This is a genomic window from Ramlibacter sp., from assembly GCF_050250995.1.
Lineage (GTDB): Bacteria > Pseudomonadota > Gammaproteobacteria > Burkholderiales > Burkholderiaceae_C > Ramlibacter.
Map to the genome: position 1 here is coordinate 1 of NZ_JBFWNP010000020.1, position 26,436 is coordinate 26,436.

The 26,436-nt window shown below is 67.6% G+C and carries 31 protein-coding genes and 1 tRNA gene; 5 read left to right on the forward strand and 27 right to left on the reverse strand.

Annotation, left to right across the window (positions count from 1 at the left end; translation table 11 throughout):
• The 4 genes from AB7E83_RS14310 to AB7E83_RS14325 all read right to left on the reverse strand — a co-directional run.
• Positions 1-190: DUF6531 domain-containing protein (locus AB7E83_RS14310; protein ID WP_428570537.1), on the reverse strand; the 190-nt coding region annotated here is incomplete at its 3' end.
• Positions 191-243: 53 nt separating this feature from the next.
• Positions 244-1,161, reverse strand: a complete 918-nt coding sequence (locus tag AB7E83_RS14315; protein ID WP_428570539.1) for a carboxypeptidase-like regulatory domain-containing protein — start codon at positions 1,159-1,161, stop codon at positions 244-246.
• A gap of 87 nt (positions 1,162-1,248) precedes the next feature.
• On the reverse strand, positions 1,249-2,022 hold the full coding sequence (locus AB7E83_RS14320) for a type III pantothenate kinase (RefSeq protein WP_428570541.1): 774 nt from the start codon (positions 2,020-2,022) through the stop codon (positions 1,249-1,251).
• 42 nt (positions 2,023-2,064) lie between these two features.
• Complete coding sequence (locus AB7E83_RS14325; protein ID WP_428570701.1) at positions 2,065-2,766, reverse strand: helix-turn-helix transcriptional regulator; 702 nt, start codon at positions 2,764-2,766, stop codon at positions 2,065-2,067.
• Between the two features lie 107 nt (positions 2,767-2,873).
• On the opposite strand from AB7E83_RS14325, the gene AB7E83_RS14330 reads away from it, so the two are divergent.
• Positions 2,874-4,142, forward strand: a complete 1,269-nt coding sequence (locus tag AB7E83_RS14330) for a sensor histidine kinase (RefSeq protein ID WP_428570543.1) — start codon at positions 2,874-2,876, stop codon at positions 4,140-4,142.
• Positions 4,139-5,113, forward strand: coding sequence for a response regulator (locus AB7E83_RS14335; protein ID WP_428570545.1), 975 nt, complete (start codon positions 4,139-4,141; stop codon positions 5,111-5,113). The genes AB7E83_RS14330 and AB7E83_RS14335 overlap by 4 nt, the downstream gene beginning before the upstream one ends.
• Before the next feature lie 72 nt (positions 5,114-5,185).
• Here AB7E83_RS14335 and secA read toward each other — a convergent pair whose 3' ends face one another.
• Both secA and AB7E83_RS14345 read right to left on the reverse strand, forming a co-directional pair.
• Positions 5,186-7,948, reverse strand: coding sequence for a preprotein translocase subunit SecA (gene secA, locus AB7E83_RS14340; RefSeq protein WP_428570547.1), 2,763 nt, complete (start codon positions 7,946-7,948; stop codon positions 5,186-5,188).
• A 120-nt stretch (positions 7,949-8,068) separates the two neighbouring features.
• Complete coding sequence (locus AB7E83_RS14345; protein ID WP_428570549.1) at positions 8,069-9,004, reverse strand: M23 family metallopeptidase; 936 nt, start codon at positions 9,002-9,004, stop codon at positions 8,069-8,071.
• Positions 9,005-9,030: 26 nt separating this feature from the next.
• On the opposite strand from AB7E83_RS14345, the gene AB7E83_RS14350 reads away from it, so the two are divergent.
• Positions 9,031-9,345 carry a hypothetical protein gene (locus AB7E83_RS14350; protein ID WP_428570551.1) on the forward strand — a complete coding sequence of 105 codons (315 nt, stop codon included), beginning with the start codon at positions 9,031-9,033 and terminating at the stop codon, positions 9,343-9,345.
• A gap of 55 nt (positions 9,346-9,400) precedes the next feature.
• Here AB7E83_RS14350 and AB7E83_RS14355 read toward each other — a convergent pair.
• From AB7E83_RS14355 to AB7E83_RS14390, 8 genes are all read right to left on the reverse strand, one after another.
• Positions 9,401-9,477, reverse strand: a tRNA-Thr gene (locus AB7E83_RS14355).
• Positions 9,478-9,497: 20 nt separating this feature from the next.
• The gene (locus tag AB7E83_RS14360) at positions 9,498-10,004 is read right to left on the reverse strand and encodes a ClpXP protease specificity-enhancing factor (RefSeq protein WP_428570553.1); all 507 of its coding nucleotides are present in this window, start codon (positions 10,002-10,004) and stop codon (positions 9,498-9,500) included.
• A gap of 35 nt (positions 10,005-10,039) precedes the next feature.
• Complete coding sequence (locus tag AB7E83_RS14365; RefSeq protein WP_428570555.1) at positions 10,040-10,651, reverse strand: glutathione S-transferase N-terminal domain-containing protein; 612 nt, start codon at positions 10,649-10,651, stop codon at positions 10,040-10,042.
• A 77-nt stretch (positions 10,652-10,728) separates the two neighbouring features.
• Entirely contained in the window at positions 10,729-11,484 is a 756-nt protein-coding gene (locus AB7E83_RS14370) for a cytochrome c1 (RefSeq protein ID WP_428570557.1), read from the reverse strand.
• A 16-nt stretch (positions 11,485-11,500) separates the two neighbouring features.
• On the reverse strand, positions 11,501-12,913 hold the full coding sequence (locus AB7E83_RS14375) for a cytochrome b (protein WP_428570559.1): 1,413 nt from the start codon (positions 12,911-12,913) through the stop codon (positions 11,501-11,503).
• 7 nt (positions 12,914-12,920) lie between these two features.
• The gene (petA, locus tag AB7E83_RS14380; RefSeq protein WP_428570561.1) at positions 12,921-13,517 is read right to left on the reverse strand and encodes a ubiquinol-cytochrome c reductase iron-sulfur subunit; all 597 of its coding nucleotides are present in this window, start codon (positions 13,515-13,517) and stop codon (positions 12,921-12,923) included.
• A 31-nt stretch (positions 13,518-13,548) separates the two neighbouring features.
• Positions 13,549-14,622 (reverse strand): 4-hydroxythreonine-4-phosphate dehydrogenase PdxA, encoded by a 1,074-nt coding sequence (gene pdxA / locus AB7E83_RS14385; protein ID WP_428570563.1) that lies wholly within the window; start codon positions 14,620-14,622, stop codon positions 13,549-13,551.
• The gene (locus AB7E83_RS14390) at positions 14,619-15,377 is read right to left on the reverse strand and encodes a Nif3-like dinuclear metal center hexameric protein (protein ID WP_428570565.1); all 759 of its coding nucleotides are present in this window, start codon (positions 15,375-15,377) and stop codon (positions 14,619-14,621) included. Before AB7E83_RS14390 ends, pdxA begins: the two co-directional genes overlap by 4 nt.
• Positions 15,378-15,456: 79 nt before the next feature.
• On the opposite strand from AB7E83_RS14390, the gene AB7E83_RS14395 reads away from it, so the two are divergent.
• Positions 15,457-16,722, forward strand: a complete 1,266-nt coding sequence (locus tag AB7E83_RS14395) for a diguanylate cyclase domain-containing protein (RefSeq protein ID WP_428570567.1) — start codon at positions 15,457-15,459, stop codon at positions 16,720-16,722.
• Positions 16,723-16,766: 44 nt separating this feature from the next.
• Entirely contained in the window at positions 16,767-17,975 is a 1,209-nt protein-coding gene (locus AB7E83_RS14400; RefSeq protein WP_428570570.1) for a S1C family serine protease, read from the forward strand.
• A gap of 13 nt (positions 17,976-17,988) precedes the next feature.
• Here AB7E83_RS14400 and tatC read toward each other — a convergent pair whose 3' ends face one another.
• The 13 genes from tatC to hisD form a co-directional block, all read right to left on the reverse strand.
• The gene (tatC, locus tag AB7E83_RS14405; protein ID WP_428570572.1) at positions 17,989-18,789 is read right to left on the reverse strand and encodes a twin-arginine translocase subunit TatC; all 801 of its coding nucleotides are present in this window, start codon (positions 18,787-18,789) and stop codon (positions 17,989-17,991) included.
• Positions 18,789-19,247 (reverse strand): Sec-independent protein translocase protein TatB, encoded by a 459-nt coding sequence (gene tatB, locus AB7E83_RS14410; RefSeq protein ID WP_428570574.1) that lies wholly within the window; start codon positions 19,245-19,247, stop codon positions 18,789-18,791. The genes tatC and tatB overlap by 1 nt, the downstream gene beginning before the upstream one ends.
• 19 nt (positions 19,248-19,266) lie before the next feature.
• A complete protein-coding gene (gene tatA, locus AB7E83_RS14415) occupies positions 19,267-19,515 on the reverse strand; it encodes a Sec-independent protein translocase subunit TatA (protein ID WP_428570576.1) in 249 nt (82 codons plus the stop codon).
• Between the two features lie 85 nt (positions 19,516-19,600).
• Positions 19,601-19,960 carry a histidine triad nucleotide-binding protein gene (locus tag AB7E83_RS14420; protein WP_428570578.1) on the reverse strand — a complete coding sequence of 120 codons (360 nt, stop codon included), beginning with the start codon at positions 19,958-19,960 and terminating at the stop codon, positions 19,601-19,603.
• Entirely contained in the window at positions 19,957-20,307 is a 351-nt protein-coding gene (locus AB7E83_RS14425; protein WP_428570580.1) for a DUF4870 family protein, read from the reverse strand. Before AB7E83_RS14425 ends, AB7E83_RS14420 begins: the two co-directional genes overlap by 4 nt.
• Positions 20,304-20,663 (reverse strand): phosphoribosyl-ATP diphosphatase, encoded by a 360-nt coding sequence (locus AB7E83_RS14430; protein WP_428570582.1) that lies wholly within the window; start codon positions 20,661-20,663, stop codon positions 20,304-20,306. The genes AB7E83_RS14425 and AB7E83_RS14430 overlap by 4 nt, the downstream gene beginning before the upstream one ends.
• A 5-nt stretch (positions 20,664-20,668) precedes the next feature.
• On the reverse strand, positions 20,669-21,058 hold the full coding sequence (gene hisI / locus AB7E83_RS14435; protein WP_428570583.1) for a phosphoribosyl-AMP cyclohydrolase: 390 nt from the start codon (positions 21,056-21,058) through the stop codon (positions 20,669-20,671).
• Positions 21,059-21,111: 53 nt separating this feature from the next.
• Positions 21,112-21,891, reverse strand: a complete 780-nt coding sequence (hisF, locus tag AB7E83_RS14440; protein ID WP_428570585.1) for an imidazole glycerol phosphate synthase subunit HisF — start codon at positions 21,889-21,891, stop codon at positions 21,112-21,114.
• Between the two features lie 70 nt (positions 21,892-21,961).
• A complete protein-coding gene (gene hisA, locus AB7E83_RS14445) occupies positions 21,962-22,702 on the reverse strand; it encodes a 1-(5-phosphoribosyl)-5-[(5-phosphoribosylamino)methylideneamino]imidazole-4-carboxamide isomerase (protein WP_428570587.1) in 741 nt (246 codons plus the stop codon).
• A 37-nt stretch (positions 22,703-22,739) separates the two neighbouring features.
• Positions 22,740-23,384, reverse strand: a complete 645-nt coding sequence (gene hisH, locus AB7E83_RS14450) for an imidazole glycerol phosphate synthase subunit HisH (protein ID WP_428570589.1) — start codon at positions 23,382-23,384, stop codon at positions 22,740-22,742.
• A 34-nt stretch (positions 23,385-23,418) separates the two neighbouring features.
• Entirely contained in the window at positions 23,419-24,033 is a 615-nt protein-coding gene (gene hisB, locus AB7E83_RS14455; protein WP_428570591.1) for an imidazoleglycerol-phosphate dehydratase HisB, read from the reverse strand.
• On the reverse strand, positions 24,030-25,103 hold the full coding sequence (hisC, locus tag AB7E83_RS14460) for a histidinol-phosphate transaminase (RefSeq protein WP_428570593.1): 1,074 nt from the start codon (positions 25,101-25,103) through the stop codon (positions 24,030-24,032). The genes hisB and hisC overlap by 4 nt, the downstream gene beginning before the upstream one ends.
• A gap of 12 nt (positions 25,104-25,115) precedes the next feature.
• The gene (gene hisD, locus AB7E83_RS14465) at positions 25,116-26,435 is read right to left on the reverse strand and encodes a histidinol dehydrogenase (RefSeq protein WP_428570595.1); all 1,320 of its coding nucleotides are present in this window, start codon (positions 26,433-26,435) and stop codon (positions 25,116-25,118) included.
• Position 26,436 lies beyond the last annotated feature (1 nt).

A 26,436-nucleotide genomic window follows, 5' to 3' on the forward strand; every position in this document is an offset into this window, starting at 1 on the left:
CACCCGACCGCGAGAAGGTCGCCGACCACGGATGCGACCACGTGCCCAGGCCCGTGACGAGCGAAGCACCGCTGCGATAGCGGCGCGTGAAGGTCAGCGAATGCGCGCCCTCGTCCACCCAGTCCACTTCGGTCTCGACCGCTTCGCCGGATGCCGGCTGGATGGCGGCGTGTGCCGCGACGACTGCCACTGCCAGAACTGTCCCGGACAACCACCGAAGGACCGATCGATCGACGCGGGCCCTCACGGCGTCGCCTCATCGCAAACGACGCATTGCTCGACCTCGATCACCTTCGTCGCCGGAAGGCTGCACGTGCTGCACGTCCCGGTGAGCGTGTCGCTGCCCGCGAACTGCGCAGGCGGAACGTAGACGAAGCTGAATCGTCCGGCGGCGTCGGTAAGGCCACTGGCCACGCCGCCCTGCGTCATCTGGATGCTGACCGTCTCGCCCGCGAGGGCCGCACCGCCCTGGGTCACCGTGGCCGTCTGCAGCAGCGCCGGTCCGGCGGGCAGCGCACGGGTCCGGCTCTCTCCGCTCAGCTCGATCACCGCCTTCGGCGCGCACGTCACGCTGAAGCCGCTTTGACCATAGTCGAGCCATTGCTCGCCGATCTTCGCCTGCACGCGGTGCGCACGCCCGTCCGCGAGCTGCGGCGGCAGCGGCAGGTTGAACGCATGGAAGCCATTGCCCTTGCCGGCATTCAGCAGATCCTGGCGGAACAGGCCCGCCTCGACATTCGTCAGGAATTCGCCATCCGCCAGCAGGGTCACGATCATGGGCGTCGTCGGCTGGTACGAATTCCACGCCCAGCCCGAGATGCCGTTGCAGCTCACCGCATCGAGATTGCCCTGGTAGAAGATCAGCGGATAGCCGTTGCCGCGCTGCCGGTAGAAATATCCGCTCGCGCCGCCGATCTCGATGTCGCAGACCCACGGCGGACCGGAGTCCATGCGCGTGATCCTGCGATAGGTTTCTCCCGGGTATTGAACGAATGCGAAGCCCTGGAAAAAGGCTTCGCACGCGCCGGCGAACGAGAGCCCCGTGCCCACGGGCGACCACGACTGCCCGAGTATCGAGACCTTCCACTGCAAGGGCTCGACAGCTCCGGCATTGAAACTCGAAAACGCCGCGAGCACGGCGGCGGCGATGGTGGCTCGCATCTTTCCTCCCAGCTGAACTGGGCGGAATCTAGGGCAGCGCTATCGCGGGATCAACGAGACGGAAGTCTCGGCCCAAAGGTCAGGGAATCACGCAGCCGCGCGCCGCTGCGCGATCTCGAGCAAGCCGTCGAAGATCAGCTGCTCGACGAGTTCGAATTCGCCGCCGAACAGGTGCGGCGCCATCTTCCAGCCCGCGCCGCCGGTCATGAAGCACACGGGCTCGACGCCGCTCGCCTGGCGGACATGCTGCACCATGCGCTGGATCGCCCCCGCGATGGCGAAAGTGCCGCCACTGGTGAGCGCGTCGCTCGTGTTGGTGGGGAACTCGCGCACCTCGCCGGTGGGCACGTGCAGGCCCGCCGTGCCCGACTCGAGCGCCTTGAGCATGATGCCGTGGCCGGGAAGGATGAAGCCGCCCATGAAATGGCCCGACGCGTCGACGGCTTCGACCGTGACCGCGGTGCCGATCATCGCGAGCACGAAGGGCCGCGGCTCGCCGCGCGCGAGGACCCGGTGCCGCGCACCGATCATGGCGACCCAGCGATCCGCGCCGAGCCGCGTCGGATGGTCGTAGCCGTTCGTGAGGCCCGCTTCCGCGGCGGTCGACACGACCCAGTGGTGCGAGAAGTTCCACAGCTCGTCCATCTGCTCCTCGGCGCGGCGCTTCATGGCGTCGCCCGCCACGCAGCAGCCGAGCATGTGCGACGGCGCGGGCAGCGACTGCCATGGGCCTTCGGAGAGCTTGTCGACGTTTTCCAGGAACTCGGCCCCTTGCGCGAGCGAGCGCGCGCCGGATCGGGCGCTCTCGAACAGGGACCACTTCAGGCGGGTGTTGCCGATGTCGATGGCGAGGAAGGGCATGGACCGCTTTTTACCGCATTACCGTGAGGGCGAGCTGGCGGCCTAGATGGCTCCGATCCAGCAGGCGCGCTGTATCGCCGCCATCTTGTTGTCCACGCGCAGCTTGCTCATCGCATTGGCGAGGTGGTAGTTGACCGTGCGCTCGGTGCAGCGCAGCCGCAGCGCGCTCTCCTTCGCGGTGAGGCCTTCGAACGCGAGCACCAGGCATTCGCGTTCGCGCGGGCTGAGCGTCGAGCGGGCGTGCGAGATGGATCGCTTCACGAGCGGCCAGATATTCAGCGCCGACCACACGAGCGATGCGGCCTCCGCACGATCCGTGAGTTCGCGCGGACTGAACATGAAGCACTCGAACGCGCGGCCGGCGGGCAGCGAGAACTCCACGCGCACGACCGTCTGGAAGCCGTGGGCCATCCACAGCATCCGCCAGCGACTCGCGCCGAGATGATCGGATTTGGCAATGTATTGCCAGGCCACCAGCGGCGCATCGGAGTCGCGCCACGGCGCGCCGAAGTCGCGGCTTTGCGCGAGCGCGAGGGCGGCATCGGCCATCACGGGCGGATGCACCGCCACCACCAGCCGGTCTTCGGCCGTACCGAATGGATCGGGGCCCAGCACCGCTACGGCTTCGACGGAAAATTCGCGCAGCGCGGACAACCAGTCGCTGAGGATGCCGTCCAAGCCCACACTGTCAAAGTTAACAGGTAACTGCATCGACGGGTCTCGAAAGAACCGGGACAATAGCACGGTCCTTCCGCATCGAAACGTTTCACGCTCTCGTGCCCCAAAGCGCCCGCGAACATCGTCTTGCCATCCCGGCCCACTCGCCCGAAGTTCCTTCCGCATGGCATCGCGTGACGCAATGGCTCAAGGAGGAAGTGGTCACGGCGCCGCTCGTGCCCGTGCTGCATCCCTCGCCGCTGCGCATGAAGGGACTCGGTTTCTTCACGCTCGTCGGCCATCCGCTCTTCTGGTTCGTGTGGGGCGTGTGGCTGCCCCAGCCCTATGAGAACCTCGGGCTGCGTCTGTTCACCGCCTCGCTGGGCCTGCTGCTCGTGAGCGACATCGTGAGCCGCGATCCTTCGAGCCGGCTCGCGGGCCGCGTGTTCAGCGCGGTGTTCTGGTTCGAGCTGCCGTTTCTCTTCTCGTGGATGTTCTACTGCAACGGCGGCAACGGCGTCTGGCTCGCGAGCGTGTGCGCGATGGTGCTCATCTACTACTTCGCGACCGACTGGCGCATCGCCACCGTGGGCCTCGCGCTCGGCGCTCTCGCCGCGCGCATCGCGTTCGAGCTGGTGGGGCCCGACGTTCCCCCGATGCCGCGCGAACTCATGCTCACCGACATGATGATGATCGCGTTCTCGGTGTGCATGGGCATGCTGCTGGGGCTCTCGTCGGCCAACCTGCGCCGCGAGAACCTCGCGCAGATCCTCACCACCGTCGGCATCATGGCGCACGAACTGCGCACGCCGCTCGCCACCATGGCGCTCGTGGGCGACGCGATGCGCGGCACGGCGAACGATTGCCCGGCCGAGGCGGCAGGTCGCCTGCAGCAGCTCGCGGCCCGGCTGCATACCCTCGTGCGAAACATGAACCGGCAGATCGACATGCAGATCGCGAACGCGCGCCTGCTGCGCCTGCCGCGCAGCACCGACACCATCTCCGCGGCCGCGCTCGTGCAGCAGTCGATCAGCCAGTATCCGTTTCGCAGCACGCGGGAGCGCGCGGCCGTCCACCTGCGCATCAACGGCGACTTCAGCTTCCGCGGCTCGCAGGGCCTCTTCCTGCAGGTGATCGACAACCTGCTGAAGAACGCGCTGCGCTCGCTGGCCGCCGGCGGCAGCGCGAGCCAGCCGGGCGACGTGCTGGTCGAGGTGGGCGTGAACGGCGCGCAGGGCACGCTCGTCGTGGCCGACCGCGGCGTCGGCATCGACCCCGCCCTGCAGCCGCGTATCTTCGAGCCCTTCTTCTCCACCGACCACGGCACCGGACACGGCCTGGGCCTCGCGTTCTGCCGACGTGTCGTGCAGTCCGCGGGCGGAAGCATCCGCGTGCGGTCGGAGCCCGCGCAAGGCGCCACCTTCACCATCGAATTGCCTCTGCGCACCCGAGGAGCCGAATGAGTTTCCCCCTGTTTCATCGTCCCGGGACGATCGTCTTCCTCGACGACGACCCGGACTACCTGGAGATGCTCGCGCTGGTGTTGCCGCGCCAGTGGCACCTGCGCCTCTTCATGCGCCCTTCCGAATGCATCGCCTACCTGCAGCAGGAGCCGCCCTTCTGGGAGGCGGATGCCTGGAACCAGCAGCAGATCATCGAGCGCTGGCGCGAGGGCAAGCCGCTCATTCCCCAGGTGCTCGGCTACTGGGCGAAGTACACCGAGCGCTATGCGCTGACCCGCGTCTGCGTCTTCGACTATTCGATGCCGGGCATGGACGGCCTGCAGGCGCTCGCCGAACTCACCGACTGGCCGGGCTCGCGCGTGCTGCTCACCGGGCAGGCCGACGAGCAGGTGGCCGTGCGCGCCTTCAACCGCGGCCTCATCGACCAGTTCATCGCAAAGCAGTCGCCCGACATCTCCCGGCGGCTGATCGAGGCCGTGGAGCTCCTGCTCGCGACGCCGCACGCGCGCCACGCTCAGACCTGGCGCGTCACGCTCGGCGCCGAGCACAACACGCTGCTGCGCAATCCCGACATCGCGCGCGACCTGTCCGATTTCGTGAAGCGGCACTGGGTCGAGCACGTCGCGATCGGCGATCCCTTCGGCGTCCTCGGCATGGACAGCCAGGGCAACGTCGGCTGGCTGCAACTCGAAACGCGCGACGGCCTGCGTGCGCTCGCGGAACTCGCCGAGCTCGAGGGCGTGCCGCGCGCCGGCATCGACGACATCCGGGCGGGGCGCAAGCTCGCGAACTTCGAATTGCGCCAGGCCCTCGGCGGCGGGGAGGTGCGGCTCGAACCCGCCACGCCGATCGGCGGCAGCGGCGAATTGTTCGGGGCGCTTTTTCCGGTGGCGTCGAGCCAGGGGCCCGATCCGAACAACAGTTACGCGCGCTGGCTCGCACGGCAGGAAAAGCGGCAGGTCCAGGGTTGAACCCCTGTCAGATCTGACAGGGTTTCGAAAGATCGCGGCGAGCGTGGCGATCCGTGGGCGCGCGGCCGCCGGTCAGCTCAGCTTGCCGTGGCAGAGCTTGTACTTCTTGCCGCTGCCGCAAGGACAGGGGTCGTTGCGTCCGACCCGCGGCATGTCGCCGGCGGCCTGCGACGCCTGCCGCGCCGTCGTCGCGTCGAGCGTGCTCTCGCTCTCCCCGGTCTCCGTCGGCGCGGTGTAGGTGACGTTGGCGATGCGCTCGGCGCGGTCCTCGATCTCCTCGGCCGCCTGCTCGAGTTGTTCGCCGGACTGCACCTTCACGGTCATCAGGACCTTCGTCACTTCGTTCTTGACCGCATCCAGCATCTGGCCGAAGAGCTCGAAAGCTTCGCGCTTGTACTCCTGCTTGGGCTGCTTCTGCGCGTAGCCGCGCAAGTGGATGCCCTGGCGCAGGTAGTCGAGCGCGGCGAGGTGCTCGCGCCAATGCGTGTCGATGCTTTGCAGCAGCACGATGCGTTCGAACTGCGTGAAGTTCTCGGGTCCGATCTGCTGCACCTTGGCATCGAAAGCGGCATTGCCGGCGGCGACGACCTTCTCGACGATATCCTCGTCGGTGAGCGAGTCGGACGCCTCGGCCAGCTGGCGCAGGTCGAGCACGATGCCCCAGTCGTCGGCCAGCGCCTTCTCGAGCGCGGGGAGGTCCCACTGCTCCTCGACCGACTCCGGTGGCACGTACTGGTGTGCGAGGTCGGTGAAGCAGCCTTCGCGCAGGCCGGCGATGGCGGAGGCGAGATCCTTCGCGTCGAGGATGTCGTTGCGCTGCTGGTAGATGACCTTGCGCTGGTCGTTGGAAACGTCGTCGTATTCGAGCAGCTGCTTGCGGACGTCGAAGTTGCGGCCCTCGACCTTGCGCTGCGCGCTTTCGATGCTGCGCGTCACGATCCCAGCCTCGATGGCTTCGCCGTCGGGCATCTTCAGGCGGTCCATGATCGCGCGTACCCGGTCGCCCGCGAAGATGCGCATCAGCGGATCGTCGAGCGACAGGTAAAAGCGCGACGAGCCCGGGTCGCCCTGGCGGCCGGAGCGGCCGCGCAGCTGGTTGTCGATGCGGCGCGACTCGTGACGCTCGGTCGCGATGATGCGCAGTCCGCCCAGCGCCACGATCGCCTCGTGGTCCTTCTGCCACTGCGCACGAAGGTCGGCGATGCGACGCTGCTTCTCCGCCTCGTCGAGCGACTCATCCGCCTCGACCGCCGCGATCGCCTTCTCGACGTTGCCGCCGAGCACGATGTCGGTGCCGCGGCCGGCCATGTTGGTGGCGATGGTGATCATCTTCGCGCGGCCGGCCTGCGCCACGATGTCGGCTTCGCTCGCGTGCTGCTTCGCGTTGAGGACCTGGTGCGGCAGGTTCTCCTTCTGCAGGAGCTGCGAGATGAGTTCGGAGTTTTCGATGGAGGTCGTGCCCACGAGGACCGGCTGGCCGCGGTCGTAGCACTCGTGGATGTCCTTGATCGCGGCCTCGTACTTCTCGCGTGTGGTCTTGTAGACGCGGTCGAGCTGATCATCGCGGTGGCTCTGCCGGTTCGGCGGGACCACGACGGTCTCGAGTCCGTAGATTTCCTGGAATTCGTACGCCTCGGTGTCGGCCGTGCCCGTCATGCCCGAGAGCTTGCCGTACAGGCGGAAATAGTTCTGGAACGTGATCGACGCGAGCGTCTGGTTCTCGGGCTGGATCGCAACGCCTTCCTTGGCCTCCACGGCCTGGTGCAGGCCGTCGCTCCAGCGGCGGCCCGTCATCAGGCGACCGGTGAACTCGTCGACGATGACGATCTCGCCGTCCTGCACCACGTAGTGCTGGTCGCGGTGGTAGAGGTGATTCGCGCGCAGTGCCGAGTTGAGGTGGTGCAGCAGCGAGATGTTGGCGGGGTCGTAGAGCGAGGCGCCCTCGGGGATCAGGCCGAGGTTGAAGAGGATCCGCTCCGCGTTTTCGTGGCCCTGCTCGGTGAGGAAGGCCTGGTGCGTCTTCTCGTCGATCGTGAAGTCGCCGGGCTTCGTCACGCCCTCGCCCGTGCGCGGATCGGCCTCGCCCTCCTGCTTCGTGAGCAGCGGCACGACGCGGTTGAGCGCGACGTACAGGTCGGTGTGGTCGTCGGCCTGGCCGCTGATGATGAGCGGCGTGCGCGCCTCGTCGATCAGGATCGAGTCGACCTCGTCGACGATCGCGTAATTGAGCTTGCGCTGCACGCGGTCCGCCGGCTCGTAGACCATGTTGTCGCGCAGGTAGTCGAAGCCGTATTCGTTGTTCGTGCCGTACGTCACGTCGGCGCGGTACGCCGCCTGCTTCTCCTCGCGCGGCATCTGCGGCAGGTTCACGCCGACCGTGAGGCCGAGGAAGTTGTAGATGCGGCCCATCCACTGCGCATCGCGATTGGCGAGATAGTCGTTCACCGTGACGAGGTGGACGCCATTGCCGGTCAGCGCATTCAGGTAGACCGGCAGCGTGGCGGTGAGCGTCTTGCCCTCGCCCGTGCGCATCTCGGCGATCTTGCCCTGGTGCAGCGCGATGCCGCCCATGAGCTGCACGTCGAAGTGGCGCATCTTCATGACGCGCTTGGAGGCCTCGCGCACCACGGCGAAGGCCTCGGGCAGCAGCGCGTCGAGCGTCTCGCCGCCGGCGACGCGCTGGCGGAATTCGTCCGTCTTGGCCTTCAGCTCGGCATCGCTCAGCTTCTCGAGGGACGGCTCCAGCTTGTTGATGTCCTGCACGGTACGCCGGTACTGCTTGAGCAGGCGGTCGTTGCGGGAGCCGAAGATCTTGGTGAGGATGTTGTTCGCCATGCAAGCGTGCCGACTCGCCGCGAGGGCCGCGGGTCGGCGCTGTCCTTTAATTGTTCGCCATCGAGATGCGGGCGCGGGCGGCCGTTTGCAACGGCCGGTTCACCTGCAAAACGAGGGATTTTACCTGCGCACCAGCTGGGCTGGGGGGCCTGGCTGCGCGGCTGCCAGGAACCTCTGGGGGTCCTGCGGCACACCCTGGACCAACACCTCGAAGTGCAGATGGGGACCGGTGGAGCGCCCGGTCGAGCCCACGTCGCCGATATGCTGGCCGCGCCGGACGATGTCGCCTTTGTTCACGAGCAGGCGCGAAGCATGCGCATAGCGCGTCACGAGGTCGTTGCCGTGGTCGATCTCGACCATGTTCCCGTACGCGAAATGGTATTCGGAAGTCACGACCACGCCGCCGGCGGCTGCCTGGATCGGGGTGCCGGGGTCCGCCTGGAAATCGAGCCCGGTGTGCAGCGCCGAGCGGCCATTGAACGGGTCGATGCGCCAGCCGAACGAGGAGCCGAGATGCCCTGCCTTCACCGGCTGCTGCGTGGGGATCATCATCTTCTTGATCCGCTGATCGAAGAGGCGCGACTCCATCACCGTGAGCAGGTCGGACTTGGTGCCGGACAGGCGCTCGAGGTCCGCGAGCGTGGCCTGCAGCTCTTCCATGGTCAGCGAGCGGCCCTCGACGAGCATGCCCCCGCGGCCGGCGTTGACCTTGATGTCGTTCGGGTTGACGCCGGCGAGGCCCGAGACGCGCTCGCCGAGCGCTTCGAGCTGCACCAGCTTGGCCTGCATCTCGCCGACCCGGCGCGCCATGGCGTCGAGGTTCTCGCGCATGAAGCGGTCGCGTTGCTCGAATTCGTCTTTCACCACCAGCCTCACGAGGGTGCCGACGACCGGCCAGCCTTCGCGAGCGCCCTTGAGGAAGACCCAGTGATAGAGGCTCGCCGCCAGCAGCATCAGCGCCAGAGAAAGCCCGAAGAAGGCCAGGACCAGCCGCGTTCCGCTGAGGTGGATCGCGCGGCTCCTGGCGAGCCAGGCATCCGTGATAATGAAATGCACCCTTGGTGTCCCTCGTTCTTTCGCCCTTGACTCCCCACCGACGCAACCAACCGGTCAGCCTGCGCGATGCCGCGGAGGCCGCCCCGACGCTCGCGCGGCTCGTGCAACTGGCACGCGAATCCGCGGATCGGCTCGAAGCGGTGAAGGCCGTGATCCCCGTGGCGCTGCGTTCCGCCGTACGACCCGGCCCGATCGACGGTGCGACCTGGTGCCTGCTCGTGGAAAACAACGCCGCCGCCGCGAAGCTGCGGCAGGTGCTTCCAGCCATGCAGCGCTTGCTCGCTCAGCGGGCATGCGAGGTTAACTCAATTAGGCTGAAGGTTGAAAGAGGTGGAAAGTAGTCTTTACCACCCGCTCGTCCGGTGACGAGGGTCGAACATGGAAATCGAGATGGGGTGGTGCCGGTTATCTGATTCGAACAGATGACCTACCGCTTACAAGGCGGGTGCTCTACCGGGCTGAGCTAAACCGGCGATTCCGGAACGCGATTAGATCACTTGATGCGCTTGAGCGCCGGCCGCGGACCGCCGCCCGGCGGCTTCGGCGGCTCGGTCTCGGGGGGCGTGCCGCCGCCTTCGGGCACGAGCTGGACGACCTTGCCTTCGGGCTCGACCCCGCCCGCCGCCGGCACGCTGGAAAGCGGCGACGGCCGGGGCGCGGCTTCGTCGGGGCCGCCGGGGACGGGCACGGGGAACGCCATGCCCTGGCCGTTCTCGCGCGCATAGATCGCGATGACGCGGTTGACCGGCACCATGATCTCGCGGGCGGTCCCCGCGAAGCGCGCCTTGAACTCGATGAACTCGTTGCCCAGCTTGAGCGAACTGGTCGCGTCGAAGCTGATGTTCAGCACGATCTCGCCGTTCTTCACGTACTCGCGCGGCACCTGCACGCTGTCGTCGACCAGCACCGCCACGTACGGCGTGAAGCCGTTGTCGGTACACCAGTCGTACAGCGCCCGGATCAGGTAGGGGCGGGTGGACGTGGACTCCAGCGCGTTCATGGAAGCAGCTCAGTCGAGGAGCGTAGGGGTCACAGTCATTTGCGCATCACCTTCTCGGACGGCGTGAGCGCCTCGATGTACGCGGGGCGCGAGAAGATGCGCTCGGCGTACTTCAGCAGCGGCGCCGCGTTTTTCGACAGCTCGATGCCGTAGTAGTCCAGACGCCACAGCAGGGGCGCGATGGCGACGTCGAGCATCGAGAAATTGTCGCCCAGCATGTACTTGTTCTTGAGGAACACCGGGGCGAGCTGCGTGAGGCGGTCGCGGATGTGGTTGCGCGCCTTTTCGAGCAGCTTCTCGTTGGACTTCGCGGCGCGCGACTCGAGCGTGCTCACGTGAACGAACAGTTCCTTCTCGAAATTGAGCAGGAACAGGCGCACGCGCGCGCGGTCGACCGGGTCGCCGGGCATCAGCTGCGGATGGGGGAAGCGCTCGTCGATGTACTCGTTGATGATGTTCGACTCGTACAGGATCAGGTCGCGCTCGACCAGGATCGGCACCTGCCCGTAGGGGTTCATCACGTTGATGTCCTCGGGCTTGTTGTACAGGTCGACGTCGCGGATCTCGAAGTCCATGCCCTTTTCGAACAGGACAAAACGGCAGCGGTGGGAGAAGGGGCAGGTGGTTCCCGAGTACAGCACCATCATGGCGGAGCTCCGTTTCTAAAAGGGGAAGGACACGGGAGCGTCGCGCCACCGTGTCCCTGAATGAAGGCAGATGCGGGTTACTTGACGTTCTTCCAGAAGGCGGCGTTCAGGCGCCACGCAATCACTGTGAAGATGCCGAGAAACAATAGAACCCAGACGCCCACGCGCACGCGCGTGTTCTGCGTCGGCTCGCCCATCCATTGCAGAAAGCCGACGAGGTCGCCGACCGCGGCGTCGTACTGCTGCGGGGTCATGGCGCCGGCGCTGACCTGCTTCCAGCCCTGGAAGACCTTGACGTCGAGCCCGTGCGACTTGACGGTGCCGAATACCGGCTCGCGCTCGCCCTGCAGTTCCCACAGCGCATGCGGCATGCCGACGTTCGGGAACGCGAGGTTGTTCCAGCCCGTGGGCTTCTCGTCGTCGCGGTAGTACGTGCGCAGGTAGGTGTAGAGGTAGTCGGCGCCGGTGCCGCCGTGGCCGGAACGCGAACGGGCGATCAGGGTGAGGTCGGGCGGGTTGGCGCCGAACCATTCCTTCGCATCCTTCGGGTCGATCGCGGCCTTCATAGTGTCGCCGACCTTCGCGTCGCCGAACAGCAGGTTGTCCTTGATCTGCTGCTCCGACAGGCCGATGTCGGTCAGGCGGTTGTAGCGCATGAACGCGGCCGAGTGGCAGTTCAGGCAGTAGTTGGCGAACAGCTTCGCGCCGTTCTGCAGCGCGGGCAGGTCGTTGGTCTTGTTGGGCGCCTTGTCCCAGGCGATGCTGTCGCCGCCGGCCGCATGCGCGCCGGCGATGCCGAATGCGGCCACGAGGATCAGGAGAAGTTTTTTCATGGGTGCCGTCCTCCGCTCAATGCGCCGCGAAGGTGATGCGATCGGGCACGGGCTTGAATTCGCCCATGCGGCTCCACCACGGCATCAGCAGGAAGAAACCGAAATAGAAGACCGTGCCGACCTGCGCGACGATCGTCCCGAGGTCCGACGGCGGCTGGATGCCCAGGTAGCCGAGGATGACGAAGAACACGACGAAGACGCCGTACACCGCCTTGTGCCAGCCCGGACGGTACCGGATCGACTTGGCGGGGCTGCGGTCGAGCCACGGCAGGAAGAACAGGATGATGACCGCGGCTCCCATGACGACGACACCCCAGAACTTGGCGTCGAACACCTTCAGCAGGCCGATCGCGACGACGGCAGCCACCACGATGGCGATCTTCAGGAAGCCGGGCAGCTTGCCCTTGACCAGGGCCACCAGGGCGGCGAGTCCCACGAGCACGCAGAACACGTTGACCATCACGTCGGTGGTGGCGCGCAGCATCGAGTAGTAGGGCGTGAAGTACCACACCGGGGCGATGTGCGCGGGCGTCTTCAGCGAGTCGGCCGGGATGAAGTTGTTGTACTCGAGGAAGTAGCCCCCGAATTCCGGCGCGAAGAAGATGATCGCGGTGAACACCATCAGGAACACCGAGACGCCCAGGATGTCGTGGACCGAGTAGTACGGATGGAACGGAATGCCGTCGAGCGGCTTGCCGTTGGCGTCCTTCGGGGCGTTGGGGCCCTTGATCTCGACACCGTCCGGGTTGTTCGAACCCACATCGTGCAGCGCCAGGATGTGCGCGGCGACGAGGCCGAGCAGCACCAGCGGGATGGCGATGACGTGGAAGCTGAAGAAGCGGTTGAGCGTGGCATCGCTCACGACGTAGTCGCCGCGGATCAGCAGCGCGAGGTCGGGGCCGATGAAAGGCACCGCCGCGAACAGGTTCACGATCACCTGCGCGCCCCAGTAGGACATCTGTCCCCACGGGAGGAGGTAGCCGAAGAAGGCTTCGGCCATCAGCATCAGGAAGATCAGGCAGCCGAACACCCAGACGAGTTCGCGCGGCTTGCGGTAGCTGCCGTAGATGAGGCCGCGGTACATGTGCAGGTACACCACCACGAAGAACGCCGAGGCGCCGGTGGAGTGCATGTAGCGGATCAGCCAGCCCCAGGGGACGTCGCGCATGATGTACTCGACCGAGCCGAACGCGAGCGCCGCGTCCGGCTTGTAGTGCATCACGAGGAAGATGCCCGTGACGATCTGGATGACGAGCACCAGCATCGCCAGCGAACCGAAGAAGTACCAGAAGTTGAAGTTCTTCGGCGCGTAGTACTCCGACATGTGGTCGCGGTAGGCCGCGAACGCCGTCGGAAAGCGGTTGTCGAACCAGTTGGTCAGCTTGGCGCTGTAGCTGGCGTTGGGGGAGATTTCCTTGAATTCGGCCATTTCCGCCTCACGCCTTCTTGTCTTCGCCGATCAGCAGGCGGGTGTCGGACAGGTACATGTGCGGGGGAACTTCGAGGTTGTCCGGCGCCGGCTTGTTGGCGAACACGCGGCCGGCGAGGTCGAAGGTGGAACCGTGGCACGGGCACAGGAAGCCGCCTTGCCAGTCGTCCGGCAGCGAGGGCTGGGGGCCGGCCTGCAGCTTGTCGCTGGGCGAGCAGCCGAGGTGCGAGCAGATGCCGACGGCCACGAAGACGTCGGGCTTGATCGAACGGGCCTGGTTCTTCGCGTAGTCGGGCGTCGGGAAAGCCGTGCGGACGGACTTGGGATCGGCCAGCTGCGACTCGTGCTTGCCGAGCGAGGCGAGCTGCTCGGGCGTGCGCTTCATGATCCACACCGGCTTGCCGCGCCACTCAACCGTGAGCTTCTCGCCGGGGCGCAGCGCGGAAATGTCGACCTCGACCGGCGCGCCGGCCGCTTTGGCCCGCTCCGATGGCTGGAAGCTGGAGACGAAGGGCACGGCGGTGAAGCCGGCACCCACGACACCGGCACAGGTGGACGCGATCAGCCACGTCCGCTTGCTGGCATCCTCGGGGGTGTTGCTCATGGGATCCTCGAAGGGGAAAGCAGAATTGGGGTCAACCCGCGATTGTAGCGGAGCGGTTGTGGGCAATTCCACGCGGCGCCGCGTCCCGCGCGCGCGTGACGAGCGAGCGCGCGACCCGCACCGCCTCGACGAGGCTCGCCGCGTCGGCCCGGCCCGTCCCGGCGATGTCGAACGCCGTCCCGTGGTCGGGGCTGGTGCGCACCAGCGGCAGCCCCAGGGTCACGTTCACGCCCTTTTCCACACCGAGGTACTTCACCGGGATCAGTCCCTGGTCGTGGTACATGGCGACGACGACGTCGAACTCGCCGCGACGGGCGCGCATGAAGACGGTGTCGGGCGCGAAGGGGCCGTGCGCGTCGATGCCCTCGGCACGCGCCAGCGCGACGGCCGGGGCGATCGTCTCGATCTCCTCGCGGCCGAAGAGGCCGCCCTCGCCCGCGTGCGGATTCAGGCCCGCCACCGCGATGCGCGGCATGCGCCCGAGCGGCGGCGCCAGCGAGGCGTGCGCGATGCGCAGGGTCTCGAGCACGGCGGGAACGGTCACGGCGTCGATGGCCGCGCGCAGCGCCATGTGGATGCTCACGAGCACGGTGCGCAGTTCGTCGTTGGCCAGCATCATGCGCACGGGCACGTCGGCGACGGCCCTGCCCAGGTGCGACGCCGATTCGGCCTGCAGGAGTTCGGTGTGGCCGGGGTAGGCGAATCCGGCCGCGGAAAGCGCCTCCTTGTGCAGGGGCGCCGTGACGAGTGCCGCGATCTCGCCACGCAGCGCGGCGCGCGCGGCCCAAACGACGCACTCCGCGGCCATGCGCCCAGCCGCGGCATCGATTCGGCCGGGTGCGGGCGGCGGCGCGGCGGCGGCGACCTGCATCACGGGAATGCAGTTCGGCGGCGCGTCGAAAGCCTGTGCCGGATGTTCGACAAGTGCGACCGGAAGTGCCGTGCGCCCTTGCGCCACCCACTGCGCCGCGCGCCGCATGCAGGCGACGTCGCCCGCGACGAATGCGCCGCGCAGCAGCGCGGGCTGCTCGCGGAACGCCTTCGCGACGATCTCCGGGCCGATGCCGGCCGGGTCGCCCATCGTGATCGCCAGGGGCGGGCTCATGCCGGATTGTCGATATCGATGAAACGGTGCTCGATGCCGTGCCGCCTCGCCGCCTCGGCGGCGACGGCCGGCGCGCCATAGCGTTCCGTGGCGTGGTGGCCGCAGGCGAGGAAGCTCACCCCGCTTTCGCGCGCGTAGTGGGCCTGCGGCTCGGAAATCTCGCCCGTGAGGAAGGCCTGCGCGCCCGCGGCGATGGCGGCTTCGAAATAGCCCTGCGCCCCGCCCGTACACCAGGCGATGCGCGACACGGGACCGCGCGCGCCGTCCACGCATGTGACGGTGCGGCCGAGCGACTGCTCCACGTGGCGGGCGAGGTCGCCCGCGCCGGCAAATGCGCCGCCATCGGCGCGGCCACCGAGGAAGCCGAGGTCCTGCTCGCCGAAGCGCGACGCCGCGCGCAGGCCCAGTTTCGCGCCCAGTTGCGCGTTGTTGCCCAGTTCGGGGTGCGCATCGAGCGGCAGGTGGTAGGCGAAGAGGCTGACGTCGTGCGCGAGCAAGGCGGCGAGCCTTTTCTTCATCCAGCCCGTGACGCGCCCGTCCTGGCCTCGCCAGAAAAGCCCGTGGTGGACGAAGATCGCATCGGCGTGCGCGGCGATCGCCGCCTCGATGAGCGCCAGGCTTGCGGTGACCCCCGAGACGATGCGGCGGACCTCGCCCCGCCCTTCCACCTGCAGCCCGTTGGGCCCGTAGTCCCTGAAGCGCCCGGGCTCCAGCAGTTCGTCGAAAGTGCGCAGCAGCGCGTCGCGGTCGGCCATGGCGCCGATTCTCCTACGTTCGTCTGTATCGCAACCCCATTGCGCCGGCACAGTATTGATGCACGACGACGGAGATCCGATGAGCGTGCTCGAACTGGTGATCTGGAGCATGGCGATGGGCGCCATGGGCGCCGTCGTGCTCTTCGGCGCCGTCGAAGCCGCCGTCAACCGCAGCCGCGCGAGCGCCCAGGCCCTGGCGTATCACCTGCTCACGCTGCTGTTCGTCTTCTTCATGAGCGGCCTGCCGGGCCAGATCTGGCCCGCGCTCGACCCCCACCTCCTGCGGATCGTGCAGGTCGTCATCGGCCCCGCCTGCAATGCCATGGGCGACTTCTGGGTTCGCGGCTGGCTGCAGGCCCGGCAGCGCGACGGCGTCATGGCCAGCGGCCTGCGGGCCGGCGCCTTCGTCACGCCGCTGGCCGGCGTCGCCTGCCTCGCACTGCCCTGGGACCACCAGTTGCCCGCTTCCGCCGCCGTCTGCCTGCTCAATGGCGCCATGCTGCTGTGGCTCACCGTCCGCGCGCACCTGCTCGGCGACCGCCTCGCCCTCGGCATGGCCGCCGGCGGCGCACTGGCGCTCCCCGCGATCGCCGGCCTCTACGGCCAGGCGAGCGGCGTGTGGGAACTCGGCACATTCAGCCAGGGGGTCGTGGCCTTCTGCGCCGTCGTCTTCACCGGAAGCGTCGGGCTGATGGTGTGGTTGCGCAGCCGCCAGGACAGCGCCGTGCGCGCGGGGCGCAGCGCGCTGGCGCAGCTCGACCCGCTCACGCAGTTGTTCAGCGCGTTCGCCCTCGTCCAGAAGCTCGTCCGGGCGCAGCGCCGCCGCCGCAGCACGGGACGCGACGGCGCGGTGGTGGCCATCATCGTCTTCGACACCGAGAACCTCGCCGCGCAGGTGGGCGCCAGCGGCCTCAACGAACTCTTCGTCGCCATGGGCCACCGCATCCAGTCCGAGGTGGGCGTGGTCAACCCGGTCGGGCGCTACTGGGAGCGCTGCTTCATCGTGCTCGTCGAGACCATCCCCACCCCCGCCCACCTGCGCACGCTGGGCCTGCGCATCGCCAGCGCCCTGCGTCGGCCGCTCGACGTGTCGGGCGCGAACCGCACGCGTATCCGGCTGCAGCCGGACGTCGGCGTCGGCATCGTCCATCTCACGCCCGGCAGCACGGCGGTCGAGGACATCCTGCACGACGCGCAGCGCCTCGCCGAATTCGCGCGCGGCATCCGCTCCCGGGCGGCGGTGCTCGACCCCCACACCGAGACGCCCGTGCCGGTCGAAGATGCCGACTTCGGCGGCCGCACGCCCCCCCGGCCCGCCGCGCCGCTGGTGCCGACCCGCGCCTGACCGCCCGCCGCCCTGCGCGTGCGCGCGAGGTCTACACTCGCGGCATGAAGCGCTACTGGCTCGTTTTCTCGCAGGCGGTCACCGTGCTGCTGGCCGCCTATTTCGTGGTCGTCACGCTCAAGCCCGAGTGGGTTCGGCAGCGCGCCGTGTCGACCGGCACCACCGGCGTGTCGCTGGTGGAGGCGCCCGCGCCCGCCGCCCCCGGGTACGTGCCCGCGGGCAGCCTGCGACAGGCCGCGCAGCGCGCCTCGGCCGCGGTCGTCAGCATCAACACCAGCAAGGGGCCGAGCCGCCAGCACCCGTATGCCAACGACCCCTGGTTCAAGTTCTTCTTCGGCGACCAGGCCAACAACCATCCGCAAGCGGGCCTGGGCAGCGGCGTCATCATCAGCGCCGAAGGCTACATCCTGACCAACAACCACGTGGTCGAAGGCGCGTCGGAAATCGAAGTCGTCCTCAACGACAGCCGGCGCACGCAGGCCAAGGTGATCGGCACCGACCCGGAGACCGACCTCGCCATCCTGCGCGTGTCGCTCGACCGCCTGCCCGCCATCACGCTGGGCAATTCCGACGCGCTGCAGGTCGGCGACCAGGTGCTCGCCATCGGCAACCCGTTCGGCGTGGGCCAGACCGTGACCTCCGGCATCGTGAGCGCGGTGGGGCGCAACCAGCTGGGCATCAACACCTTCGAGAATTTCATCCAGACCGACGCGGCCATCAACCCCGGCAACTCGGGCGGCGCGCTGGTCGACGTCAACGGCCACCTGATGGGCATCAACACGGCGATCTATTCGCGCTCCGGCGGCAGCATGGGCATCGGTTTCGCGATTCCCGTGTCGACCGCCAAGCAGGTGCTCGAGGGCATCGTGAAGGAGGGCGTGGTCACGCGGGGCTGGATCGGCGTGGAGCCGGCGGAGCTGTCCCCCGAGCTCATGGAGACCTTCGGCGTGAAGACGCGCAAGGGCGTGCTCATCACCGGCGTGCTGCAGAACGGGCCGGCAGCGCAGGCCGGCATCCGGCCGGGCGACGTGATCGTGGAAGTGGCCGGGAAACCGGTGAGCACGGTGTCCGAACTCCTCAGCGGCGTGGCCGGACTGAAGCCCGGCGTGCCGGCGAAGTTCCGCCTGCAGCGCCGCGACGACGGTGTCGACGTCGACGTGACGCCGGGCAAGCGGCCGAAACCCCGCTCGCTGGCGCAACAACAGCAACCGCAGCAGCCTCAGTATCCGCAGGTGCCGCAGCTTCCGCGTTGATCCCGCGCCCGGCTCAGGGCTTCGCGGCTTCTTCCGGCGGCTTCTCGGCCTCTTCGGGCGCCTTGGTGTGCTTGATGAAGATCTGCGCAGCCCAGATGCCGATCTCGTACAGGATGCACATCGGCACCGCGAGCGCGAGCTGCGACACCACGTCCGGCGGCGTGATGATCGCCGCGATGATGAACGCCAGGACGATGAAATAGCCGCGGAACTCCTTGAGCTTCTCCACCGGCACGATGCCCATGCGCGCGAGCACGATCACGACGATCGGCACTTCGAAGGCGGCGCCGAACGCCAGGAACATCGTCATCACGAAACTGAGATAGGCCTCGATGTCCGGCGCGGCCGTGATGCTCTTCGGCGCGAAGCTCTGGATGAACGAGAACACCTGCCCGAACACGAAAAAATAGCAGAAGCCGACGCCGAGGAAAAAGAGGATGGTGCTCGAGATCACCAGCGGCATCACGAGCTTCTTCTCGTGCGAATAGAGTCCCGGCGCGACGAAGGCCCACACCTGGTAGAGGACGACCGGCAGCGCGATGAGGAAGGCCGCCATCAGCAGGATCTTCAGCGGCACGATGAAGGGCGAGATGACCGACGTGGCGATCAGGGTGGCGCCCTTGGGCAGGTGAGCGATCAGCGGCGCGGCGAGGATGTCGTAGAGCGCGGCCGGTCCTGGCCACACGGCCAGCACGGCCGCGACAACGCCGACGGCGAGCAGTGCGCGGATGAGCCGGTCGCGCAGTTCGACGAGGTGAGCGACGAAGGGCTGCTCGGTGCCGGCGAGCTCGTCTTCCTTGGTGGGATCGGACATCAGTTGAACTTGTGCGGCCGGTACTTCGCGACGCGCGCCGCGCCCGAGAGCGCCTTGCTGCGAACGCCCGCGCGCGCCTTGTACCAGTGCGGCACGGCGCCCTGCTTCTGGCGCCACTTCTTCTTCGGGTGCTTGTACTCGGGGAACGACGGCGGCTCGGGCAGGGCCGTGTGCGCGGTCGTCGTCGCATCGGCCCAGTCCTTCTCGAAGTCGCTCGCGGCGGTGTGCATCGATCCCTCGACGTCGCGCGCCGCGGTCTCGACCGTCTCCTTCATCTTGCGGAGTTCGTCGAGGTCCATGGAGCGATTGACCTCGGCCTTGACGTCGGCGACGTAGCGCTGGGCCTTGCCCAGCAGCGTGCCGATCGTCCGCGCGACGCGCGGCAGTTTTTCCGGCCCGATGACGATGAGGGCCACGGCGCCGATGAGCGCCATCTTCGAGAGACCGAGGTCGATCACGGGATCGGTGCCGGGTGCGTCAGGACTTGTTCTTCGCCTCGACGTCGATGGTGGTCCGTTCGGCTTGCGGAGGAACCGCGCCGGTCACCTGGCCCGCGGGCGGCACGGGGGCATCGGCCGTGGTGGTGGACCCGTCCTTCATGCCGTCCTTGAAGCCCTTCACGGCGCCGCCGAGGTCGGAGCCCATGTTCTTCAGCTTCTTGGTGCCGAAGATCAGCACGACCACCAGCAAAACGATGAGCCAGTGCCAAATCGAAAACGAACCCATTGCGAGACTCCTGTACAGACTGGTGGGATTCTACGGGTTGGCCGAAGTTCATCCGCAGCGGCCGGGCTTGTTCGCGGGCCTGCCCCTAGCCCTTTTTCCAGGGGCGCGGGCCGCCGATCACGTGAACGTGCAGGTGCTGCACTTCCTGCATGCCATCGCCGCCGGTATTGACGATCACGCGGAAACCGCCCTCGGGATACGGCCTGCACCCCTCCTGCCGCGCCAGTTTCGGAATCAGCGTCATCAGCTTGCCGAGCATGGGGCCATGCGCATCCTCGACGTGCGCCATCGAGGTGACGTGCTCTTTCGGGATCAGCAGGAAGTGGACCGGCGCCCAGGGCTGGATGTCGTGGAACGCGAGGATGTCATCGTCCTCGTAGACCTTCCTCGAAGGGATTTTCCCCTCGACGATCTTGCAGAAGATGCAGTTCGGGTCGTGGCTCATGCCGGTGCCTGGTGATTGTTGAAGCGCATCCAGCCGCGGATGTAGCGGTAGAGATACCACAGGCCGATGACCGTCCACGCCACCATTCCGGGCAGCAGGAAGAAGATCCAGAGCCAGCTGGTCAGCAGGAACCACAGGACGGCCCACCAGAAGGTGGAAATCATGTAGTTGTGGTGGGTGACGTAGAGCGGATCGTGCTCGTCCGGCCGTTTCACGTAGTTGACGATCAGCGCGATGACCGAGAGCGTGAGGAAGGTGAACGGCGCAAGCGTGTGCAGGCCGTACAGCACGTGCATGATCGTGCGGTCGCCCTGGTTCTTGACGGTGATGACGTCGGAATCGTTCATGAGCCTGCTTCTCCTTCGCGCCTGCGCGCCTTGCGCAATGCCTTTTCGTCGAGTCCGCCGAGCCCCTCGCGGCGTTCGAGTTCGCGGATCACATCGGCCGGCGCAAGGCCGTGGTGCGCGAGCGCGATCATGCAATGGAACCAGAGATCGGCGACCTCGCTCACGATCTTGGGCGGGTCGTTGTCCTTGGCGGCCATGACGACCTCGGTCGCTTCCTCGCCGATCTTCTTGAGGAACGCGTCGGGACCCTTGTCCAGCAGGCGGGCGACGTAGCTCGTCTGCGGATCGCCGCCGTTCGCCGGTTTGCGGCTCTCGATCACGGCGGCGAGGCGCGCGAGGGAATCGTTGCTCGTCATGGCACTCACTTGTAGATGGCCTGCGGGTCTTTCAAGACCGGATCGACTTCCTGCCAGCGACCGTCCTTCAGAAGATGGAAAAAACAGCTGTGACGGCCGGTGTGGCAGGCAATGGAGGGATCATGCCCGAGCTGCGTGACCTTGAGCAGCACCACGTCGTTGTCGCAGTCGAGGCGCACCTCGTGGACCTGCTGCACGTGGCCCGACTCCTCGCCCTTGAACCACAGGTTGCCGCGCGAGCGGCTGAAGTACACCGCGCGGCCAAGTTCGGCCGTCCTGCGCAACGCCTCGCGGTCCATCCACGCGAACATCAGCACGTCGCCGGTCGAAGCCTCCTGGGCAATCGCCGGAACGAGCCCCTGTGAATCCCAGCGCACTTGATCGAGCCAATCCATGGCCGTATTGTCGCCTCCCGAACCGGCGGCGGCGGGCGCCCTGGAAGGCGCCTTCAAAGCCGGACGGGGATCCCGCGGGCGGCCATGCGTTCCTTCGCCTGATGCACCGTGTATTCGCCGTAATGGAAGATGCTGGCCGCCAGGACCGCATCCGCCCCGCCCTGCTGCACGCCGTCGGCCAGGTGGTCGAGGTTGCCGACGCCGCCGGAGGCGATCACGGGAACGGGCACCGCATCGCTCACGGCCCGGGTGAGTTCGAGGTCGAAGCCCGCTTTGGTGCCATCGCGGTCCATGCTGGTGAGCAGGATCTCGCCGGCGCCGCGTCTCGCCATGTCGGAGGCCCATTGCACGGCGTCGAGGCCCGTGTTGCGCCGCCCGCCATGGCTGTAGACATCCCAGCCGGGGCCGCGCGTGGCGGCTTCTTCCGCACTGCGCCGCTTGGCGTCGATGGCGACGACGATGCACTGCGCGCCGTATTTCGCCGATGCGGCCTCGATGACCTCCGGGTTCGCGATGGCGGCCGAATTGAAGCTGGTCTTGTCGGCGCCCGCATTGAGCAGCCGGCGCACGTCATCCACCGTGCGCACCCCGCCGCCCACGGTAAGGGGGATGAACACCTGCGACGCCACCGCCTCGATGATGTGCAGGATGAGGTCGCGCCCGTCGCTGGTGGCCGTGATGTCGAGGAAGGTCAGTTCGTCGGCGCCCTGCTCGTTGTAGCGCGCGGCGATCTCCACCGGGTCGCCGGCATCGCGCAGTTCGAGAAAGTTGACGCCCTTGACGACCCGGCCTCCGGTGACGTCGAGGCAGGGGATGATGCGTTTGGCGAGCATGAGCGTATTGTCGTCGTCCCCGCGAAGGCGGGGACCCAGGGCTCCCGAGGGGCCTTCGCGGGAATGACGGTCAGGAACCCAGTTCGTCGGCCAGTTCCTGCGCCTTGACGAAATCGAGGTCGCCGGAATAGATTGCGCGCCCGCAGATCACGCCCTCGATGCCCTCGTCCTCCACCGCGCACAGATTGCGGATGTCCTCGAGGTTCGAAAGCCCGCCCGAGGCAACGACGGGAATGGACAGCGCCTGCGCGAGCTTCACCGTCGCTTCGATGTTGATGCCCGAGAGCATGCCGTCGCGGCCGATGTCGGTGTAGACGATGGCGTCGACGCCGTAGTCTTCGAACTTGCGCGCCAGGTCGACCACCTCGTGGCCCGTGAGCTTGCTCCAGCCGTCGGTGGCGACCTTGCCGTCCCGGGCGTCGAGGCCCACGATCACGTGCCCGCCGAAGGCGCTGCAGGCGTCCTTGAGGAAGCCGGGGTTCTTCACGGCGGCCGTCCCGATGATCACGTAGCGCAGGCCGGCGTCGATGTAGCGCTCGATCGTGTCCAGGTCGCGGATGCCGCCGCCCAGCTGCACCGGGATGTCGCTGCCCACGGCCTTCAGGATCGACTTGATGGCGACCATGTTCTGCGGCTTGCCGGCGAAGGCGCCGTTGAGGTCCACGAGGTGCAGCCGGCGCGCGCCGCGCGCGAGCCATTGGCGCGCCATGGCCGCCGGGTCCTCGCTGAAGGTGGTGGCCTGGTCCATGTCGCCCTGTTTCAGGCGGACGCAATGGCCGTCTTTCAGGTCTATCGCGGGAATGAGGAGCATCGGGGGCTTGCGCGGCGTCAGGAAGTGGCGAAGAGACTCAGGGATTCCAGGTCAGGAAGTTGCGGTAGAGGGCGAGTCCCTGGTCGGCGCTTTTCTCGGGATGGAACTGGGTCGCAAAAATATTATCGCGAGCCACGGCCGCGGTAAAGCGGCCCCCGTAATCCGCCTCCCCCGCGCTGTGGCGCGAATCGGACGGCCGGGCGTAGAAACTGTGGACGAAATAGAAATAGCTGCCGTCCGGGACGCCCTGCCACAGGGCATGGGGCTGCGTCTGCCAGACGCGGTTCCAGCCCATCTGGGGCACCTTGAAGCGGCTGCCATCGGCCTGCAGGCGGCCCGCCAGGTCGAATTTGCGGACCTCCCCGTGGATCAGGCCCAGGCCTTCGGTGGGCCCCTCGTCGCTGCGATCGAGCAGCATCTGCATGCCGACGCACACGCCGAAGAGGGGTTTGGCGGCCGCGGCCTCCAGCACGGACTCGAGCAGGCCCGAGTCGCGAAGCTCGCGCATGCAGTCCGGCATGGCGCCCTGCCCCGGCAGGACGACCCGCTCGGCTGCGCGCACGTCCTCCGGGCGCGAAGTGATAACCGCCTGCAGGCCGCTGTCGCGCGCGACGTGCATGACCGCCTGCGACACGGAGCGCAGGTTGCCCATGCCGTAATCGACGACTGCGACGGTTCTCATGCGTTGGACGGGTGGCGTTCCGGGCGCGCAGGCGTCAGAGACTGCCCTTGGTGGACGGGATCGTGCCGGCCGAACGCGGGTCGAGCTCCAGCGCCGAGCGCAGCGCGCGGGCGAAGGCCTTGAACACGGTCTCGCACTGGTGGTGCGCGTTCTCGCCGCGAAGGTTGTCGATGTGCAGCGTGACGAACGCGTGGTTGACGAAGCCCTGGAAGAACTCGTGCGCAAGCTGCGTGTCGAAGGTGCCGATCATCCCGCTCTTGAAGGGGACGTTCAGCACGAGGCCCGGGCGGCCGGAGAAGTCGATGACCACGCGCGACAGCGCCTCGTCGAGCGGAACGTAGGCATGGCCGTAGCGGCGGATGCCCTTCTTGTCGCCCACCGCCTTGTTGACCGCCTGGCCGAGGGTGATGCCGACGTCCTCCACCGTGTGGTGGCCGTCGATGTGGAGGTCGCCCTTCGCCTCGATGGCGAGGTCGATCAGGCCGTGGCGCGCGATCTGGTCCAGCATGTGGTCGAAGAAGCCGATGCCGGTGGACAGGCTCGCCCGGCCCGTGCCGTCGAGTCCGACGCGCACGGTGATCTGCGTCTCGGCGGTATTGCGCGTGACTTCGGCGGTGCGGTTTGCGGGAGGGCTGGAATCGACGGTCATAAGGAGGCTCGCAGGGCCGAGATCAGCTGCGTGTTCTCGTCGGGCGTCCCGACGGTCAGGCGCAGGCAACCGGCCAGCAAAGGATGCATTCTAGAAACGTTCTTGACCAGCACCCCGCGGGACTTGAGTCCTTCGAAGGCAGCGGCCGGATCCGGCACGCGCACGAGGATCATGTTGGCTTCGCTGGGGAAGGATTTGACGCCGGGCATGTCGGCAAGCGCCTGCTGCAGCCGCTCGCGCTCCGAGCGGATCTCGCGGGCCTGCGCGGCGAACACGTCCTCGTACTCCAGCGCGAAGAGCGCGGCCTCGGCATTGAGGACGCTGATGTTGTAGGGCGGACGCACCTTGTCGACCTCGGCGATCAGCGCCTTCGGCGCGATCATGTAGCCGATGCGGACGCCGGCCAGGCCGAACTTGCTCATCGTGCGCATCAGCAGCACGTGATCGTGGCGCGCGACGCGGTCTAGATAACTGCGGCTGGCGAAGGGCTGGTAGGCCTCGTCGATGACGACGAACCCCGGCGCGGCCTCCACGATCTTCTCGATGGTCGCATCGCTCCAGAGATTGGCCGTGGGGTTGTTCGGGTACGCGAGATAGACGATCGAGGGACGATGCTGCTCGATGGCGGCCAGCATCGCCTTCTCGTCGAGCTCGAAGTCCGGCGTGAGGTCCACGCCGTGGAATTTCAGGCCCTGCAGCTGCGCGCTCATCGCGTACATCACGAAGCCGGGCAGCGGCGCAAGGATCGATGCGCCCGGCACGTCGCACGCCACCGCCAGCAGCGAGATGAGCTCGTCGGAGCCGTTGCCGAGCATGAGGTCGAAGCCGGCCGGCATCCTGGCGTGCTTCGCCAGCGCGGCCCGCAGCTCGTCGATGCGCGCGCCGGGGTAGCGATTGAGCGCGACGTCGGCCAGCCGCTCGCCGAGCGCGCGGCGCAGCTCGGGCGGCAGGCGGTGCGGATTCTCCATCGCATCGAGCTTGACGAGCCCGCGCGAGTCCTGGATGGCGTAGGCGTGCATGGACTGCACGTCCTGGCGGATCAGCGCTGCGGTGTTGCGGGTTCGGGTCATGGCATCGGGCTTTCAGCGCTCGTATCGCATCTCGGCGGCGCGCGCATGCGCCTGCAGGCCCTCGCCGTAGGCGAGTTCGGCGGCGATGGGGCCGAGCTTCGCCGCGCCCGCTTCGCTCACCTCGATGAGGCTGCTGCGCTTCTGGAAGTCGTAGACCCCCAGCGGGCTGGAGAAACGCGCCGTCGTGCTGGTGGGCAGCACGTGGTTCGGCCCGGCGCAGTAGTCGCCGAGCGATTCGCTGGTGAAGCCGCCGAGGAAGATCGCGCCGGCATGCCGCAGCAGCGGCTCCCACCGGTGCGGTTCCCGGCTCGCGATCTCCAGGTGCTCCGGCGCGACGCGGTTGCTGATCTCGCAGGCCTCGTCCATCGAGCGCGTGTGGATCAGCGCGCCGCGTCCGGAAAGCGACTTCGCGATGATCCCCGCGCGCGGCATCTCCGGCAGCAGCCGGTCGATGGCGCGCTGGACCTCGTCGATGTACTTCGCATCGGGGCACAGCAGGATGCTCTGCGCGAGTTCGTCGTGCTCGGCCTGCGAGAACAGATCCATCGCGACCCAGTCCGCCGGTGTGCTGCCGTCGGCGAGCACGAGGATTTCGCTCGGACCCGCGATCATGTCGATGCCGACCTGGCCGAACACGCGCCGCTTGGCGCTCGCGACGTAGGCGTTGCCGGGGCCGGTGATCTTGTCGACGCGCGGGATCGACGCCGTGCCGTACGCGAGCGCGCCCACGGCCTGCGCGCCGCCCACGGCGAAGATGCGCGAGACGCCGGCCACGTGCGCCGCCGCCAGCACGAGCGCATTGCGCTCGCCGCGCGGCATGGGCACGACCATGACGATCTCGCCCACGCCTGCGACGTGCGCGGGAATCGCGTTCATCAGCACCGACGACGGATACGCCGCCTTGCCGCCCGGCACGTAGATGCCCACGCGGTCGATCGGCGTGACCTTCTGCCCGAGCAGCGTGCCGTCTTCGTCGCGGTACTGCCAGCTTTCGCCCGAGGCCCGCTTCTGCGCTTCGTGATAGCGGCGCACGCGCTGGGCCGCCGACTCCAGCGCATCGCGCTGCTTCGCCGGCAGGCCGTCGAACGCCGACTTCAGCTCGGACGCGGAGAGTTCCAGTTCGCGCAGCGAGTTCGCACCCACCGCGTCGAAGCGGTTCGTGTACTCGAGCACGGCGGCGTCGCCGCGCGAACGCACGTCCGCGAGGATGCGCTCGACCGCCTGCTCCACGCCCGCATCGGTCTCCGCCGACCAGTGCAGCCGCTGCATGAACGCGGCGTCGAAGCCGGCGTCTGCTGTGGACAGGCGCAAGGGGCGGGCAGGATCGGCCATG

What these genes read in the sequence shown, in the direction of transcription:
- AB7E83_RS14400 (WP_428570570.1), top strand. Translation starts at nt 16,767, where the DNA reads ATGAAGCGCTACTGGCTCGTTTTCTCGCAGGCGGTCACCGTGCTGCTG.
- AB7E83_RS14425 (WP_428570580.1), bottom strand. Translation starts at nt 20,307, where the DNA reads ATGAACGATTCCGACGTCATCACCGTCAAGAACCAGGGCGACCGCACG.
- pdxA (WP_428570563.1), bottom strand. Translation starts at nt 14,622, where the DNA reads ATGAGCCCGCCCCTGGCGATCACGATGGGCGACCCGGCCGGCATCGGC.
- tatC (WP_428570572.1), bottom strand. Translation starts at nt 18,789, where the DNA reads ATGTCCGATCCCACCAAGGAAGACGAGCTCGCCGGCACCGAGCAGCCC.
- tatA (WP_428570576.1), bottom strand. Translation starts at nt 19,515, where the DNA reads ATGGGTTCGTTTTCGATTTGGCACTGGCTCATCGTTTTGCTGGTGGTC.
- AB7E83_RS14335 (WP_428570545.1), top strand. Translation starts at nt 4,139, where the DNA reads ATGAGTTTCCCCCTGTTTCATCGTCCCGGGACGATCGTCTTCCTCGAC.
- AB7E83_RS14390 (WP_428570565.1), bottom strand. Translation starts at nt 15,377, where the DNA reads ATGGCCGACCGCGACGCGCTGCTGCGCACTTTCGACGAACTGCTGGAG.
- secA (WP_428570547.1), bottom strand. Translation starts at nt 7,948, where the DNA reads ATGGCGAACAACATCCTCACCAAGATCTTCGGCTCCCGCAACGACCGC.
- hisB (WP_428570591.1), bottom strand. Translation starts at nt 24,033, where the DNA reads ATGACCGTCGATTCCAGCCCTCCCGCAAACCGCACCGCCGAAGTCACG.
- petA (WP_428570561.1), bottom strand. Translation starts at nt 13,517, where the DNA reads ATGAGCAACACCCCCGAGGATGCCAGCAAGCGGACGTGGCTGATCGCG.
- AB7E83_RS14395 (WP_428570567.1), top strand. Translation starts at nt 15,457, where the DNA reads ATGAGCGTGCTCGAACTGGTGATCTGGAGCATGGCGATGGGCGCCATG.
- AB7E83_RS14375 (WP_428570559.1), bottom strand. Translation starts at nt 12,913, where the DNA reads ATGGCCGAATTCAAGGAAATCTCCCCCAACGCCAGCTACAGCGCCAAG.
- AB7E83_RS14420 (WP_428570578.1), bottom strand. Translation starts at nt 19,960, where the DNA reads ATGAGCCACGACCCGAACTGCATCTTCTGCAAGATCGTCGAGGGGAAA.
- hisC (WP_428570593.1), bottom strand. Translation starts at nt 25,103, where the DNA reads ATGACCCGAACCCGCAACACCGCAGCGCTGATCCGCCAGGACGTGCAG.
- hisI (WP_428570583.1), bottom strand. Translation starts at nt 21,058, where the DNA reads ATGGATTGGCTCGATCAAGTGCGCTGGGATTCACAGGGGCTCGTTCCG.
- hisF (WP_428570585.1), bottom strand. Translation starts at nt 21,891, where the DNA reads ATGCTCGCCAAACGCATCATCCCCTGCCTCGACGTCACCGGAGGCCGG.
- AB7E83_RS14320 (WP_428570541.1), bottom strand. Translation starts at nt 2,022, where the DNA reads ATGCCCTTCCTCGCCATCGACATCGGCAACACCCGCCTGAAGTGGTCC.
- AB7E83_RS14430 (WP_428570582.1), bottom strand. Translation starts at nt 20,663, where the DNA reads ATGACGAGCAACGATTCCCTCGCGCGCCTCGCCGCCGTGATCGAGAGC.
- AB7E83_RS14365 (WP_428570555.1), bottom strand. Translation starts at nt 10,651, where the DNA reads ATGATGGTGCTGTACTCGGGAACCACCTGCCCCTTCTCCCACCGCTGC.
- hisH (WP_428570589.1), bottom strand. Translation starts at nt 23,384, where the DNA reads ATGAGAACCGTCGCAGTCGTCGATTACGGCATGGGCAACCTGCGCTCC.
- AB7E83_RS14370 (WP_428570557.1), bottom strand. Translation starts at nt 11,484, where the DNA reads ATGAAAAAACTTCTCCTGATCCTCGTGGCCGCATTCGGCATCGCCGGC.
- hisD (WP_428570595.1), bottom strand. Translation starts at nt 26,435, where the DNA reads ATGGCCGATCCTGCCCGCCCCTTGCGCCTGTCCACAGCAGACGCCGGC.
- AB7E83_RS14315 (WP_428570539.1), bottom strand. Translation starts at nt 1,161, where the DNA reads ATGCGAGCCACCATCGCCGCCGCCGTGCTCGCGGCGTTTTCGAGTTTC.
- AB7E83_RS14360 (WP_428570553.1), bottom strand. Translation starts at nt 10,004, where the DNA reads ATGAACGCGCTGGAGTCCACGTCCACCCGCCCCTACCTGATCCGGGCG.
- hisA (WP_428570587.1), bottom strand. Translation starts at nt 22,702, where the DNA reads ATGCTCCTCATTCCCGCGATAGACCTGAAAGACGGCCATTGCGTCCGC.